Origin of the sequence: Mycobacterium sp. IDR2000157661, assembly GCF_022317005.1 — a bacterium.
Classification (GTDB): Bacteria; Actinomycetota; Actinomycetes; order Mycobacteriales; family Mycobacteriaceae; genus Mycobacterium.
On the sequence record NZ_CP081006.1, the window covers coordinates 4,444,656 to 4,456,580 of the forward strand.

The following is an 11,925-nucleotide window of genomic DNA, read 5'->3' on the forward strand; positions in this document are numbered from 1 at the left end:
AAAGAAAGATCGGATGACCAGCCAGATGTCCACAGTGCAAAACTTCATCGGCGGCGAACTCGTCGACTCGGTCGGCGGTGCGACGATGCCACTCATCGACCCGGCGACAGGTGAGCGGTACGCCACCGCACCGGTCTCCACCGAGGCCGACGTCGACAACGCCTATGCCGCTGCCGCCAAGGCGTTCACAGGTTGGAAGCGCACCACGCCCTCGGCGCGGCAGAAGGCACTGCTGGACTTCGCCGACGACGTCGAGCGCAACGCGCAGGCGCTCGTGGAAGCCGAGGGCCGCAACACGGGCAAGCCGAATCACGTGACCATGGCCGAGGAGATCCCGCCGATGGTCGATCAGATCCGGTTCTTCGCCGGGGCGGCGCGGATGCTGGAGGGCAAGTCTGCCGGCGAGTACATGGAGAACCACACCTCGTGGATCCGGCGCGAACCGGTCGGCGTCGTCGGTCAGGTCGCGCCGTGGAACTACCCGATGATGATGGCGATCTGGAAATTCGTCCCCGCCGTCGCGGCCGGCAACACCGTCGTCATCAAGCCCAGCGACACCACCCCGGTCACCACCGTGATGCTCGCCGAGATCGCGGCACGGCACTTCCCGCCCGGCGTGCTCAACGTCGTCTGCGGTGACCGGGAAACCGGCGCCGCTGTCGTCGCACATCCGACGCCGGCGATGGTGTCGATAACGGGTTCGGTCGCCGCGGGCCGCGCGGTCGCCGTCAGCGCGGGCGGCCACCTCAAACGCACGCATCTCGAGCTGGGCGGCAAGGCCCCGGTCATAGTGTTCGACGACAGCGACATCGCCGCCGCGGCCGAGGGCATCGCCACCGCGGGTTACTTCAACGCCGGTCAGGACTGCACCGCGGCCACCCGCGTACTGGCCACGGCCAGGGTCGCGTCCGACTTGACCGAGGCCCTGGCCGAGCAGGCGCGGGGCGCGACGACGACGTACGGCAAGCCGGTCGATGACGAGGACGCCTGGGTGCCCCCGGTGAACAACGCCGCGCAGTTGGACCGAGTGCTCGGGTTCCTCGGCGATGTGCCGTCCCATGCGACGGTCGCCGTGGGCGGAGGACGGCAAGGCGACAAGGGTTTCTACGTCGAACCGACCGTGATCGGCGGACTGCGCCAGGACGACCGGCTGATTCAGCAGGAGATCTTCGGTCCGGTCATCACCGTGCAGTCGTTCGGCGACGAGGACGAGGCCATCGCCTGGGCCAACGGGACCGAGTACGGGTTGGCGTCGTCGGTGTGGACCAAGGATGTGTCGCGGGCGCTGCGTGTCTCGGCCGCACTGGATTTCGGATGTGTGTGGATCAACACCCACATCCCCCTGGTGGCCGAGATGCCGCACGGCGGATTCAAGTCCTCGGGCCACGGGAAGGACTTGTCGATGTACGGTTTCGAGGACTACACCCGCGTCAAGCACGTGATGGCCTACACGGGCTGACCGCGCGTGCACCGGCGGGTGGCACAGGCGCACCCCTAGACCGTCGGAATCGTGCCGCCGTCGACGACCACGTCGGCGCCGACGATCGACGACGCCGCGTCGGACACCAGGAATCCGACCACCTCCGCGACCTCGGCAGGCTGGGCCGGACGGCCCAATGGGATACCGCCCAGCGCATTCATCAACGACTCGAGTGCGGCTTCCCGGCCGCCGCCCATGCCTGCGGCGATCCTGTCGATGAGCCCATCGGCGGCACCGGTCTGGATGAAGCCCGGCGACACCGTGTTGACCCGGACACCTTTCGGCGCAACCTCATTGGCGAGACCCTTGCTGTACGCCCGCAGCGCGGCCTTGGCGGCGGCATAGCCCAGGGTGCTGTCATAGAGCGGCATGCGACTCTGGATGGACCCGACGTGAACGACCGTGCCACGACCGGCCTCGACCATCATCGGCAGCAGCGCACGGTCCAGGCGCACGGCAGCCAGTAGGTTGAGATTCATCTCATCGGCCCAGTGCTGATCCGTCAGCGCCGCGAAGCCGCCCGGCGGGGCGCCCGACGCGCCCGCGGTGTGCACCACGATCCGCGCGCCGCCTCGGTCGGCAACATGGGTGGCCACCCTGGCGATGTCCACGACCGAGGTGAGATCGGCGGCGACGAAGTCATCGGCGGCCAGGTCGGCGCCATCGGGTCGTCGGCGGGCCACCGCCGTCACATGGGCGCCCGCCGCTCTCAGGCGTTCGACGATCGCGGCGCCTGCGCCTTGAGTGCCGCCCGTGACGACCGCGCGCCGACCGTGCAGCGCGCTCATGCGTCCGCTCGGAAAATCGGCCAGCACAGGGCGGTACGCCATTGCACGGAATCGTCGACGTCCCACGAGAAGGTCTCGTAGTACTCGCGCAGCGATCCTTCGATGCTGATCTCGTGTCGAGTCGCGTGTTCCCCGAGCGCGCTGTAGGCGAGATCGACGTCGTCATGCGGTCCGCGGTGGGCGATGACCGCGAGCTCGGCCGCCGGTATGGTCGCTGGCTGCACCCGGCCGACCGGCCGCACGGCCCCGTCGACGGGTATGAAAACCGTTGCGTTGCCACGATCTTCAGCGAAAATTTCGTACTCGAACAAGGCGCCGGGCACCCCCCTCGAGGTCAGCTTCTCGTTGGCGGCCACGGACGCCCGCACCTCGCCCATCGCGCCTTGCCACCAGGACAGAAGGTGCTCGCGGTCGACGTCTGCGGTGATCGCGGCGGCCGCCGTCGCACCGACACTGCGGTGCTCGATGCGCATGCCCTGGGCGGGCCGCTCGAGGATGGCCCGCAGCGACTCGACGGCGCTGCGGGTCGCCGCGAGCTGGTGCTCAAGCCGTTCCAGATGCCCGCCGATCAATGCGTTGCGCTCGGCCGGCGCCGACGTCAGCACCGCACGCACATCCGCGATCGGCATGCCGAGTTCACGTAATCGTCGCACCACCTGCGCGGTCGGTACCTGGTCGGGCGTGTAGTAGCGGTATCCGCTGGCCGGATCGACGCGGTGGGGCGCAAGGAGCCCCACCTCGTGGTAGTGGCGCAGCGTCTTGACCGACAACTGCGTCATCCGGGAGAAGTCGCCGATAGGTAGTGCAGTGCTCATGGGCTCAGTCTGAGGTCTCCCCCTGCAGGAGGGTCAACACAGGACCGCCGAGTCGACTCTTCTGCAGCGGGTACCGACACGGCATCGGCGGTCGATAAAGCATACGATGGGCCGGTGTCCACCGAAACAATCTGGGCAGGAGGTCATTACGAGGCCGTCGCCTCCAGGATCGCCGGAATCGCCCAGCGCGTGGTCGCCGCAGTCGACCGCCGCCACCCACTGAAGGGCGCCGTACTCGCCGATCTGGCCTGCGGTACCGGCTCGGCGGCCCTCGCCGCAGCACACCGCGGGGCACGGGTGATCGGTGTCGACGTGACGGCCGACCTGATCGGGCTGGCCGCTCAGAAGGCGCAGGCGGACGGAACACCAATCGAGTGGCGGGTCGCCGACGCCGCGGACACCGGGTTGGCCACGGGTTCGGTTGACGCGGTGATATCGAATATGGGGATCATCTTCGTGGAGCCGCACCGTCAGGTGACCGAGTTGGCGCGACTACTCAGACCTGGTGGTGCACTGGGATTCTCGACGTGGGTCCGCAGCGGCGACAATCCGCTCATCGACCCGATCGAGGCCGTGCTGGGACCACCCACACCGAGTCCTGGCTTCTCGGCCGATGAGTGGGGCCGGGCGGCGACCGCGACGGCGCGGCTGAGCGCCGACTTCACCGACATCGACATCACCGCCGGTACGCACATCTGGCGGTACGAATCGGTGGCCGCTGGGGTGCGCTTTCTCGTCGAGGAGTCGCCGATTCATGTTGCCGCGCTGAGCCGCGCAGGTGACAGACGCGCCGACTTGGTAGCTGCGTTCGAGGCGGCCCTGACCGCTCGCTCGAGCGGCGACGGACAGGTGGCGTTCGAAGCGCCCTACGCGATCATCACCGCACAGCGTCGCTGAGCGCCAGCAGCCGCAAAGTGCCCCGAACACGGAGCGTGTCGGGGCACTTCGCGTCTGCTCGCCGGTGACGTCCGGCGTTGCTCGCTACCGATGCGCGAACTTGTTGTGACGGTCGCCGCGCGACCTGAAGATGTCCTTCCAGCTCTTCTTGCGGCCCTGCGCCTCGGCGGTCGGACCGATCACGTCGGTGCGCTGGTCGCCCGTTCCCGAGGCGGTGTGGTTGGGCCCCGTAGTGGAGGATCCCGTAGTGGAGTCCGTCTCGGACTCCGTCGTGGCGGCCGGTGCGGCGCCCGCCGGCGCATCAGCCGCGGCCGGTGCGGCAGCCGATTGCTCGGCCCAGTGGATGTCGCGAACGCTGCGGATCGACAGCCGACCCAGCGCAGCAGCGCCGAAGAACACGATCAGCGCGCCGAGCCCGTAGAAGTACGTCAGTTCCAGCCAGACCTGCTTGGTCTCGGTCGCCGCGACCGGAGTGCCCGCGTCACCGATGCCCAACGGACCGGCCATCGCCCGACCGATGACGAACCACGCGCCGCCGGCGACCGCCAGCCAGCCGCCCAGCATCGCCGTCGCGCGGTTGCGCGACGTCAGCAGCAGCAGGCCGCCGACGACCGTCACGAGGCCGGGCAGCACCTCCAGCCAACCGCGCCCGCTCGTCCAGGCCCACGCCTCATCCGGCGTGAACGCGAAGTTGAAGTACGGCCCCACGAAGGGGATCAAGGCACCCCAGAGTCCAAGCAGAATCAGCAGAAAGCCGCTCATGGCACCGCGGCTACGCGGCATCTGCAACCGGCCGCCGCGGGGGTGAACGCGTGTGTCGGACATCGTCAACTCCTTCTAAGTCGATGGCCGACGGGTACCCCGATCCGTGCCTGCATAACCGTCAATAAGGGGACGGCCGCACTCAGCATCGACCCCACGCAGGCGAAGAACGGCCCGGCGAATCCCATCAGGCGCCGACACTTTCGACGCGGACAACCGGCGGGATCGTCAGCATCACCAGACCGATCGAGCCGACCCAGAGCAGGCTGCTCAACGCGGCGGGCAACGGGAGCCAGGTGTGCAGCAACGGCAGGATGCCGAGGACGGCTCCCCCGGCCGCCCACTTGGGCAGCACTCCGGTGCGCCATATCGCGATCGAAGCGGCGAAAATCATTGCAGCCGCGCCGATCTGGCAGTAGTGGTACAGCCAGACAGCGAGTGCCAGCAGTGGCTGGCCGAACTCGGTGACGGCGACGTCGCCGAAGCGCACGAGGGCCGCCGGATAGGCGACCTCGGCGGCGAAGCCGGCTGCGCTGAGCGCGAGGAAGACCACTCCGCCGGCCAGCGTCACATAGACCTCGCTGTTGGGACCCGAAGCGCTCCGCAACATCGACACCAGGACACCGAGGAACATCAGCCCGAACAGGACGTGTAACAGCGGCAGCACGCCGTTGGCGGTGACGAAGGACGATCCGCTCTCGTAATAGGCCGCCACCTCGTCCGGCGTTCGCGGCGCGTCCGGCGTGCCGACCAGATAGGCGGGAATCATCGCCACCGCCGACGCGATTCCCAGCAGTCCACCGAGCCTGATGGTGCCGCTTCCCATTCCGGTGCCCTCCCTCAGTCGAACAACCCGGCCTGCCCGAGACCGCTGACGCCGCTCGGCGGGCTCATACCCAGATGTGTCCATGCCAACGCGGTGGCGACTCGGCCGCGGGGAGTCCTCGCGATCATCCCGGCGCGCACCAGAAACGGCTCGCAGACCTCCTCGACCGTGGTGGCCTCCTCCCCGACCGCCACGGCCAGCGTGGAGACACCGACGGGTCCGCCGCCGAAACTGCGGGTGAGCGCCGACAGCACGGCGCGGTCGAGCCGGTCGAGCCCGAGTTCGTCGACGTCGTAGACCTCCAGCGCCGCCTTGGCGACATCGCGGGTGATGATGCCGTCGGCGCGCACCTCGGCATAGTCGCGGACGCGGCGCAGCAGGCGGTTGGCGATGCGGGGTGTGCCGCGGGACCGGCGCGCGATCTCGGCCCCAGCGTCGGCGCCCAACTCGATGCCGAGGATGCCCGCCGACCGGGCCAGCACCCGCTCCAGTTCGGCGGGTTCGTAGAAGTCCATGTGCGCGGTGAACCCGAACCGGTCACGCAGCGGGCCGGTCAGTGCCCCCGAACGGGTGGTGGCGCCGACGAGGGTGAACGGCGCCACTTCCAGCGGGATCGACGTCGCCCCCGGACCTTTGCCGACGACGACGTCGACGCGGAAGTCCTCCATCGCCAGGTACAGCATCTCTTCGGCGGGCCGCGCGATGCGGTGAATCTCGTCGATGAACAACACGTCGTGCTCGACGAGGTTCGACAGCATCGCCGCCAGGTCACCGGCCCGCTCCAGCGCCGGACCCGACGTGAGCCGCAGCGAGGAACCCAGTTCGGCGGCGATGATCATGGCCAGCGACGTCTTGCCCAGCCCCGGCGGGCCCGAGAGCAGGATGTGATCCGGTGCGCCACCGCGGTTCTTGGCGCCTTCGAGCACCAATTGCAGTTGTTCGCGCACCCGCGGCTGACCGATGAATTCGCGCAGCGACCGCGGGCGAAGGCTGGCGTCTACGTCGCCTTCACCGACGGTCAGCGCCGGCGACACCTCGCGGCCGTCGGCGTCCTCGGGGAGGTCGGGGTCGGTGAACCGGCTCATTTCTTCCCCAGCATCGACAGTGCGGCCCGAAGCGCAGTCGACTGGGTGGCCTCGGGTTCGTTGGCCAACACCTTGTCGGTGGCCTCCTCGGCCTGCTTGACCGCGAAGCCGAGGCCGACAAGCGCTTCGACCACCGGGCCACGCACGGTATGGCCGGCCGTCGCGACAGCGCCCGAAGAGGTGACCACCCCTACCTTGTCTCGGAGGCTCAATGCCATCAACTCAGCGGTCTTCCTGCCGACTTTCGGGATGCGGGTCAGTGCGGTGATGTCAGCGTCGCCGATCGCCTGGCGCAACGTCGGCCCGTCGTACATCGCCAGCGCCCCCAGCGCGATGCTCGGTCCGATGCCGTTGACCGCGAGCAGCGTCAGGAACAGATCGCGGGCGTCGGCGTCGGCGAAGCCGTACAGCGTCATGGAGTCCTCGCGCACGATCATCGCGGTGATCAGCCGCGCTTCGGCACCGCGCCGCAGCGTCGCCAGGGTGGCAGGGGTGGCCATGACCTTGTAGCCGACCCCGGACGCCTCGATCACTACGTGGTCGAGTGCGATGTGGAGGACTTCACCGCGCACCGCTGCGATCACCGTTGCACCCTCGCTTTCGCCTTCGCAGTCGCCTGCTGGGCTTTCAGCGTCGACTTGTACTTGCGCTGTTGTTCGGCCGCCAGGGCTTCGGCCGCGGCCATCCGTGCGATCATCGGCGCGCGCCAGCAGTGACAGATGGCCAGCGCCAGAGCGTCGGCAGCGTCGGCGGGCGTCGGCTTGGTCTGCAACGCAAGGATTCTGGTGACCATCGCGGTGACTTGGGCCTTGTCGGCGTTGCCGTTGCCGGTGACCGCGGCCTTGACCTCGCTCGGCGTGTGGAAGAACACATCGATGTCGCGTCGGGCCGCGGCCAGCGCGATGACGCCGCCGGCCTGCGCGGTGCCCATGACGGTCGAGACGTTCTGCTGGGAGAACACCCGCTCGATCGCGATGACGTCGGGCCGGTGGGTGTCCATCCAATACTCGACCGTCTCGCTGATCGCCAACAACCGCCGGTGCAGCGGATCGGCCGAGGGGGTGCGCACCACGTCGACGTCCAGCGCGATGACCTGACGGCCTCGGCCGCTCTCGATCACGGAGAGGCCGCATCGCGTCAATCCGGGGTCGACTCCCATCACCCGCACGTCAGGACCCTTCTGTGAACACCTGTTCGAGAGCTTAGCGGCCTACTCGGACGCCGACGGGCAAGGACACGCCCGTTCAGATCATGAAGTGACCGCCACGGGCGCCTGTGGTCACCTCGAGCAGGATTTCGCTCACGCGCCGCTCAGCGGCGCGCCATCCGCGCACTCTTTCGCGGCCGACCTCGTGCCCGTCGCACTCGATCACGACCACCCAGCGCACGCCGGCGAACTTGGCCAGCAGCCAGAACGGCCACAGCGCGACGAACACCAACCCGACCAGGACCGCAAGCAGGTCCGTGAAATCGAGGACGTCGCCGGGAAACGGCCACCAATCGCGGTGCACTGACCAGACCCTGCCGTTCCTGTCGACGATCACTGCCATGTGCCTATTTTGCTTGGCGCACCGAGAGATCCGCGTCACGACGCCCCGACGTCGATGTGACGTCGGCGCACAATCTCGCTAACGTCGCGAAGAACTGACCTCGATCCCTGGAGTTGAACTCACCCGATGCCCGAAGAACAGGAACTGGAGACCGCTGCGACCAACCTCGCCGTCACCTCGGCCTGGGCCGCAGGCGCCATGGTGGCCGCCTTCCTGGTAGGAGTGATGCTCACCTGGGTGATGTCGAGGTTCGGGCGGCGCAGTGGCGCGCTGTGCGACATCGCGACGCTGACCCGGATGCCGCTGCGCACGGTGTTGATGGTCTTCGCCGCGTCGGTCGCGGTCAAGCAGACCTCCGACCCGTCGGACTCCTGGCGCGGCTGGGTCGACCACACGCTGCTGATCATCCTGATCACGGCCATCACCTGGCTGCTCACCAGCCTGGTTCGGGTGGCGGAGCGGCGTACGATCGCGGCCTACGGCGGCGGCAGCGAGGAGATCTCGGACGCCGACCGCAAATGGCGCCGCGTGCGCACCCAGGTACAGGTGTTGCGCCGGCTCGGCATCGCGATCGTGGTGATCCTGGGCGGCGCGACGATCCTGATGACGTTCCCGTCGTTCTCCGACATCGGCACGACGGTGTTCGCATCGGCCGGTGTGTTGTCGGTGGTGGCCGGCCTGGCCGCGCAGACCTCGTTGGGGGCGGTGTTCGCCGGCATGCAGATCGCGTTCTCCGGTGCCATCCGGGTCGGCGACGTGGTGCAGCTCGAAGACGGCCAGTGGTGGGGCCGCATCGAGGAGATCACCTTGAGCTACGTCGTCGTGCGGCTGTGGGACGAGCGGCGGCTGGTGCTGCCGTGCACGTACTTCACCACCGAGCCGTTCGAGAACTGGACCCGCAGCGCCACCGAGCTGATGGGCACCGTGGAGTTCGACGTCGACTTCTACGTGCCGTTCAACGAGATGCGCGCCGAACTGGACCGGCTGCTGGCCGCGAGCGAACTGTGGGACGGCCGTCGCGGTGTGCTGCAGGTCACCGACGCCGTCGGCGGGGTGGTCCGGGTACGGATCGTGGTCAGCGCGGACAACGCGGGCGCCCTGTTCGACCTGCGGTGTGCCGTCCGCGAAGGAATGGTCAACTGGGTGCAGCGCACCAAGGGCGCCGCCCCGATGCAGCGCTTCGAGCCGGCGACGACGCCGTCGGAGCACATACCGGACCAGGCCCGCGACCGCGACTCGCCGCGTGTGTCGGCCGGCATGTTCTCGGGCAGCCCGGAGGCCGACGAGCGCGCCCGGGCGTTCGACCATTCCGAGGACCACGACGAGTTAGCGCGGTCCAACGGCAGCAGGTGAGCGTGGCGCCAACGCGACACCCCGGTAGCGCGGGGCCAGCGCGGTGCCGGCCGCCAGCAGCGGTTCGACGCTGCGCAGAGTGCGGGCAAGCACGAACGCCCCCTCCAGCGCGGCGATCAGCGCGAGTGTGACGCCGCGGGCCCTTGCCGGGTCGAGGCCCCGCGCAGCGAAGTACGCGGCGCCACCATCAATCCAGCCGGTGAACACCGACGCCGTCGTCGCGCGGAGTTCGTCGACGGTGTCGGCGACCTCCGCGGCGACGCTGGCGACCGGGCACATGTTCGCGAAGCCAGTGCCCGCCATGTCGTCGGCGGCCTGCCGGAACAACCCGTCGATCGCGTCGCCCAGATCGTCGAATCCGTCCACGATCGACGGAATGAGCAGCCCGTAGGCCGCCCCCGCATTGCTCAGCGCCTCGCGTGCGATCTGCACCTTCCCCCCGCGGAAGTGGTGGTAGAGCGAGCCGATAGGGGCGCCGGACGCGGCGGCGATGTCCTTGATGGCAACGGCCGCGTATCCACGGTGCCGCATCAATTCGGCGGTCGCGATCAGGATCGATTCTCGGGTGGATCTTGCCATCGACGCCTCCCTGTGGTCAGACTAGAGCATACGTTCTAGAATCAACATTCTAGTGGAGGGCTTCATGCCGACCGTCGAAGTCGCCGCCGGGACCGTCGAGTACCGCGAGGAGGGTGACCCGCAGGGGCCGCCCGTCGTGCTCCTGCACGGCCTGCTGATGAACGACACCCAGTGGAGGCTCGCGCTGCCCCACCTGCCGGCCGGTTTCCGGTATCTGCTGCCGGTGCTGCCGCTGGGCGGTCATCGCATCCCAATGCGCGAGGACGCCGACCTGACGCTGGCAGGCATGGTGCACCTCGTCGCCGACTTCCTCGACGCGCTCGACCTGGCCGATCTCACCCTCGTCGTGTCGGACTGGGGTGGCCCGCTGTTTCTCACCGACATCGGCCGCGACAAACGGGTTGCGCGGCTGGTCATCTGCCCGTCGGAAGCCTTCGACAATTTTCCGCCGGGCCTACCGGGCAAGATCGCCTGGCTGGCCAGCCGCACCACCGGGACCGTGGCGCTTGCGATGCGGCAATTGCGGATCGGTTGGCTGCGCCGCCGGTGGTTCATGTTTGGACAGATGGCGAAAAAGCCCGTGCCGCAACACATCGTCGAGGACTGGACGGCGGTGGGGCTGGCCGACGCCCGAATCCGCCGCGACCTCGTCAAGTACTGCCGGAGCAGGTTCGACGGCGCCGACCTGATCCGGGCCACCGATCGGCTGCGCGACTTCGACGGTCCTGCACTGGTGTTGTGGAGCCACAACCCCGTCATGCCGGCGGAGCACGGGGAGCGGCTGAAAGCGCTGCTGCCCAACGCAACGCTGAGCCACGTCGACGACGCTTACGTGCTCGTGATGCTCGATCAGCCCGAGCGGACGGCCGCCGCGATCGGCGAGTTCCTCGCCTCCTAGGCGTCGAACACATTTCTCCCATCGCCACTACCGCGTGGCGATCGATTTCTAGTCGTCGGTGTCGAGTTCGGCTGCGACGTCGTCGCCGATCTCGATGTTGGTGTAGACGTCCTGGACGTCGTCGAGATCCTCCAGCGCGTCGACCAGCTTCATGATCTTGCGGGCACCTTCGGCGTCGAGTGGGACGGTCACCGACGGCTCGAACCCGGCCTCGGCAGATTCGTAGTCGATGCCGGCGTCCTGCAACGCGGTGCGCACCGTGACGAGATCACCGGGCTCGCAGAGGACTTCGAAGGTGTCGTCGAGATCGTTGACGTCTTCGGCACCGGCATCGAGCACGGCGGCGAGCACGTCGTCCTCGGTGAGGCCGTTCTTCTCGAGGGTGATGACGCCCTTGCGAGAGAACAGGTACGCCACCGACCCGGGGTCGGCCATGTTCCCCCCGTTGCGGGTCATCGCCACGCGAACCTCGCCCGCGGCGCGGTTGCGGTTGTCGGTCAGACACTCTACGAGCACCGCGACACCGTTGGGCCCATAGCCTTCGTAGGTGATGTTCTGGTACTCGGCGCCACCGGCTTCCTCACCGCTGCCGCGCTTGCGTGCCCGTTCGATGTTGTCGTTGGGCACCGACGACTTCTTCGCCTTCTGGATCGCGTCGTAGAGAGTCGGGTTGCCGGCGGGGTCACCGCCGCCGACGCGCGCGGCGACCTCGACGTTCTTGATCAGCTTGGCGAACATCTTGCCGCGGCGTGCATCGATGACGGCCTTCTTGTGCTTGGTGGTGGCCCACTTGGAATGGCCGCTCATCGGGCATGACCTCTTTTCGCTCACTGCAAAGTCCGGTCAACGAGTCTACGTGCCCACCGAAGTGCCTCGCGGGGGTCACCGCGGC

At 68.3% G+C, this 11,925-nt stretch carries 14 protein-coding genes; 4 read left to right on the top strand and 10 right to left on the bottom strand.

What is annotated here, in order from left to right; all coding sequences use genetic code 11:
- Positions 1 to 25 precede the first annotated feature (25 nt).
- Positions 26 to 1,459 (top strand): gamma-aminobutyraldehyde dehydrogenase, encoded by a 1,434-nt coding sequence (locus K3G64_RS22715; protein WP_238950943.1) that lies wholly within the window; start codon positions 26 to 28, stop codon positions 1,457 to 1,459.
- A gap of 35 nt (positions 1,460 to 1,494) precedes the next feature.
- On the opposite strand, the gene K3G64_RS22720 is transcribed toward K3G64_RS22715, so the two are convergent.
- Positions 1,495 to 2,268, bottom strand: coding sequence for an SDR family oxidoreductase (locus tag K3G64_RS22720; RefSeq protein ID WP_238887460.1), 774 nt, complete (start codon positions 2,266 to 2,268; stop codon positions 1,495 to 1,497).
- Positions 2,265 to 3,083, bottom strand: coding sequence for a MerR family transcriptional regulator (locus tag K3G64_RS22725; RefSeq protein WP_238887462.1), 819 nt, complete (start codon positions 3,081 to 3,083; stop codon positions 2,265 to 2,267). Before K3G64_RS22725 ends, K3G64_RS22720 begins: the two co-directional genes overlap by 4 nt.
- A 114-nt stretch (positions 3,084 to 3,197) precedes the next feature.
- Here K3G64_RS22725 and K3G64_RS22730 point away from each other — a divergent pair, with 114 nt between their 5' ends.
- Positions 3,198 to 3,980: a class I SAM-dependent methyltransferase gene (locus K3G64_RS22730; RefSeq protein ID WP_238887464.1), complete on the top strand. Its 783-nt coding sequence runs from the start codon at positions 3,198 to 3,200 to the stop codon at positions 3,978 to 3,980.
- Between the two features lie 84 nt (positions 3,981 to 4,064).
- Here the strand turns inward: K3G64_RS22730 and K3G64_RS22735 are convergent, their stop codons facing one another.
- The 6 genes from K3G64_RS22735 to K3G64_RS22760 all read right to left on the bottom strand — a co-directional run bounded on the left by K3G64_RS22735 (position 4,065) and on the right by K3G64_RS22760 (position 8,203).
- Positions 4,065 to 4,805: a hypothetical protein gene (locus K3G64_RS22735; RefSeq protein ID WP_238887465.1), complete on the bottom strand. Its 741-nt coding sequence runs from the start codon at positions 4,803 to 4,805 to the stop codon at positions 4,065 to 4,067.
- Positions 4,806 to 4,929: 124 nt separating this feature from the next.
- Positions 4,930 to 5,568: a hypothetical protein gene (locus K3G64_RS22740; RefSeq protein WP_238887466.1), complete on the bottom strand. Its 639-nt coding sequence runs from the start codon at positions 5,566 to 5,568 to the stop codon at positions 4,930 to 4,932.
- 14 nt (positions 5,569 to 5,582) lie between these two features.
- Positions 5,583 to 6,653: a Holliday junction branch migration DNA helicase RuvB gene (gene ruvB / locus K3G64_RS22745; protein WP_238887468.1), complete on the bottom strand. Its 1,071-nt coding sequence runs from the start codon at positions 6,651 to 6,653 to the stop codon at positions 5,583 to 5,585.
- Entirely contained in the window at positions 6,650 to 7,237 is a 588-nt protein-coding gene (gene ruvA, locus K3G64_RS22750) for a Holliday junction branch migration protein RuvA (protein ID WP_238887470.1), read from the bottom strand. The genes ruvB and ruvA overlap by 4 nt, the downstream gene beginning before the upstream one ends.
- On the bottom strand, positions 7,234 to 7,821 hold the full coding sequence (ruvC, locus tag K3G64_RS22755; protein ID WP_238887472.1) for a crossover junction endodeoxyribonuclease RuvC: 588 nt from the start codon (positions 7,819 to 7,821) through the stop codon (positions 7,234 to 7,236). Before ruvC ends, ruvA begins: the two co-directional genes overlap by 4 nt.
- 76 nt (positions 7,822 to 7,897) lie before the next feature.
- A complete protein-coding gene (locus K3G64_RS22760; protein WP_238887473.1) occupies positions 7,898 to 8,203 on the bottom strand; it encodes a hypothetical protein in 306 nt (101 codons plus the stop codon).
- Between the two features lie 126 nt (positions 8,204 to 8,329).
- Here K3G64_RS22760 and K3G64_RS22765 point away from each other — a divergent pair, with 126 nt between their 5' ends.
- A complete protein-coding gene (locus tag K3G64_RS22765) occupies positions 8,330 to 9,556 on the top strand; it encodes a mechanosensitive ion channel family protein (RefSeq protein WP_238887475.1) in 1,227 nt (408 codons plus the stop codon).
- Here K3G64_RS22765 and K3G64_RS22770 read toward each other — a convergent pair.
- Positions 9,530 to 10,135 carry a TetR/AcrR family transcriptional regulator gene (locus tag K3G64_RS22770; RefSeq protein WP_238887477.1) on the bottom strand — a complete coding sequence of 202 codons (606 nt, stop codon included), beginning with the start codon at positions 10,133 to 10,135 and terminating at the stop codon, positions 9,530 to 9,532. The two genes, K3G64_RS22765 and K3G64_RS22770, sit on opposite strands and share 27 nt — an antisense overlap.
- Before the next feature lie 64 nt (positions 10,136 to 10,199).
- Between K3G64_RS22770 and K3G64_RS22775 the strand changes: the two genes are divergently transcribed.
- Positions 10,200 to 11,033 (top strand): alpha/beta fold hydrolase, encoded by an 834-nt coding sequence (locus K3G64_RS22775; RefSeq protein WP_238887479.1) that lies wholly within the window; start codon positions 10,200 to 10,202, stop codon positions 11,031 to 11,033.
- 48 nt (positions 11,034 to 11,081) lie between these two features.
- Here K3G64_RS22775 and K3G64_RS22780 read toward each other — a convergent pair whose 3' ends face one another.
- On the bottom strand, positions 11,082 to 11,840 hold the full coding sequence (locus K3G64_RS22780) for a YebC/PmpR family DNA-binding transcriptional regulator (RefSeq protein ID WP_238887481.1): 759 nt from the start codon (positions 11,838 to 11,840) through the stop codon (positions 11,082 to 11,084).
- Between the last annotated feature and the right edge of the window lie 85 nt (positions 11,841 to 11,925).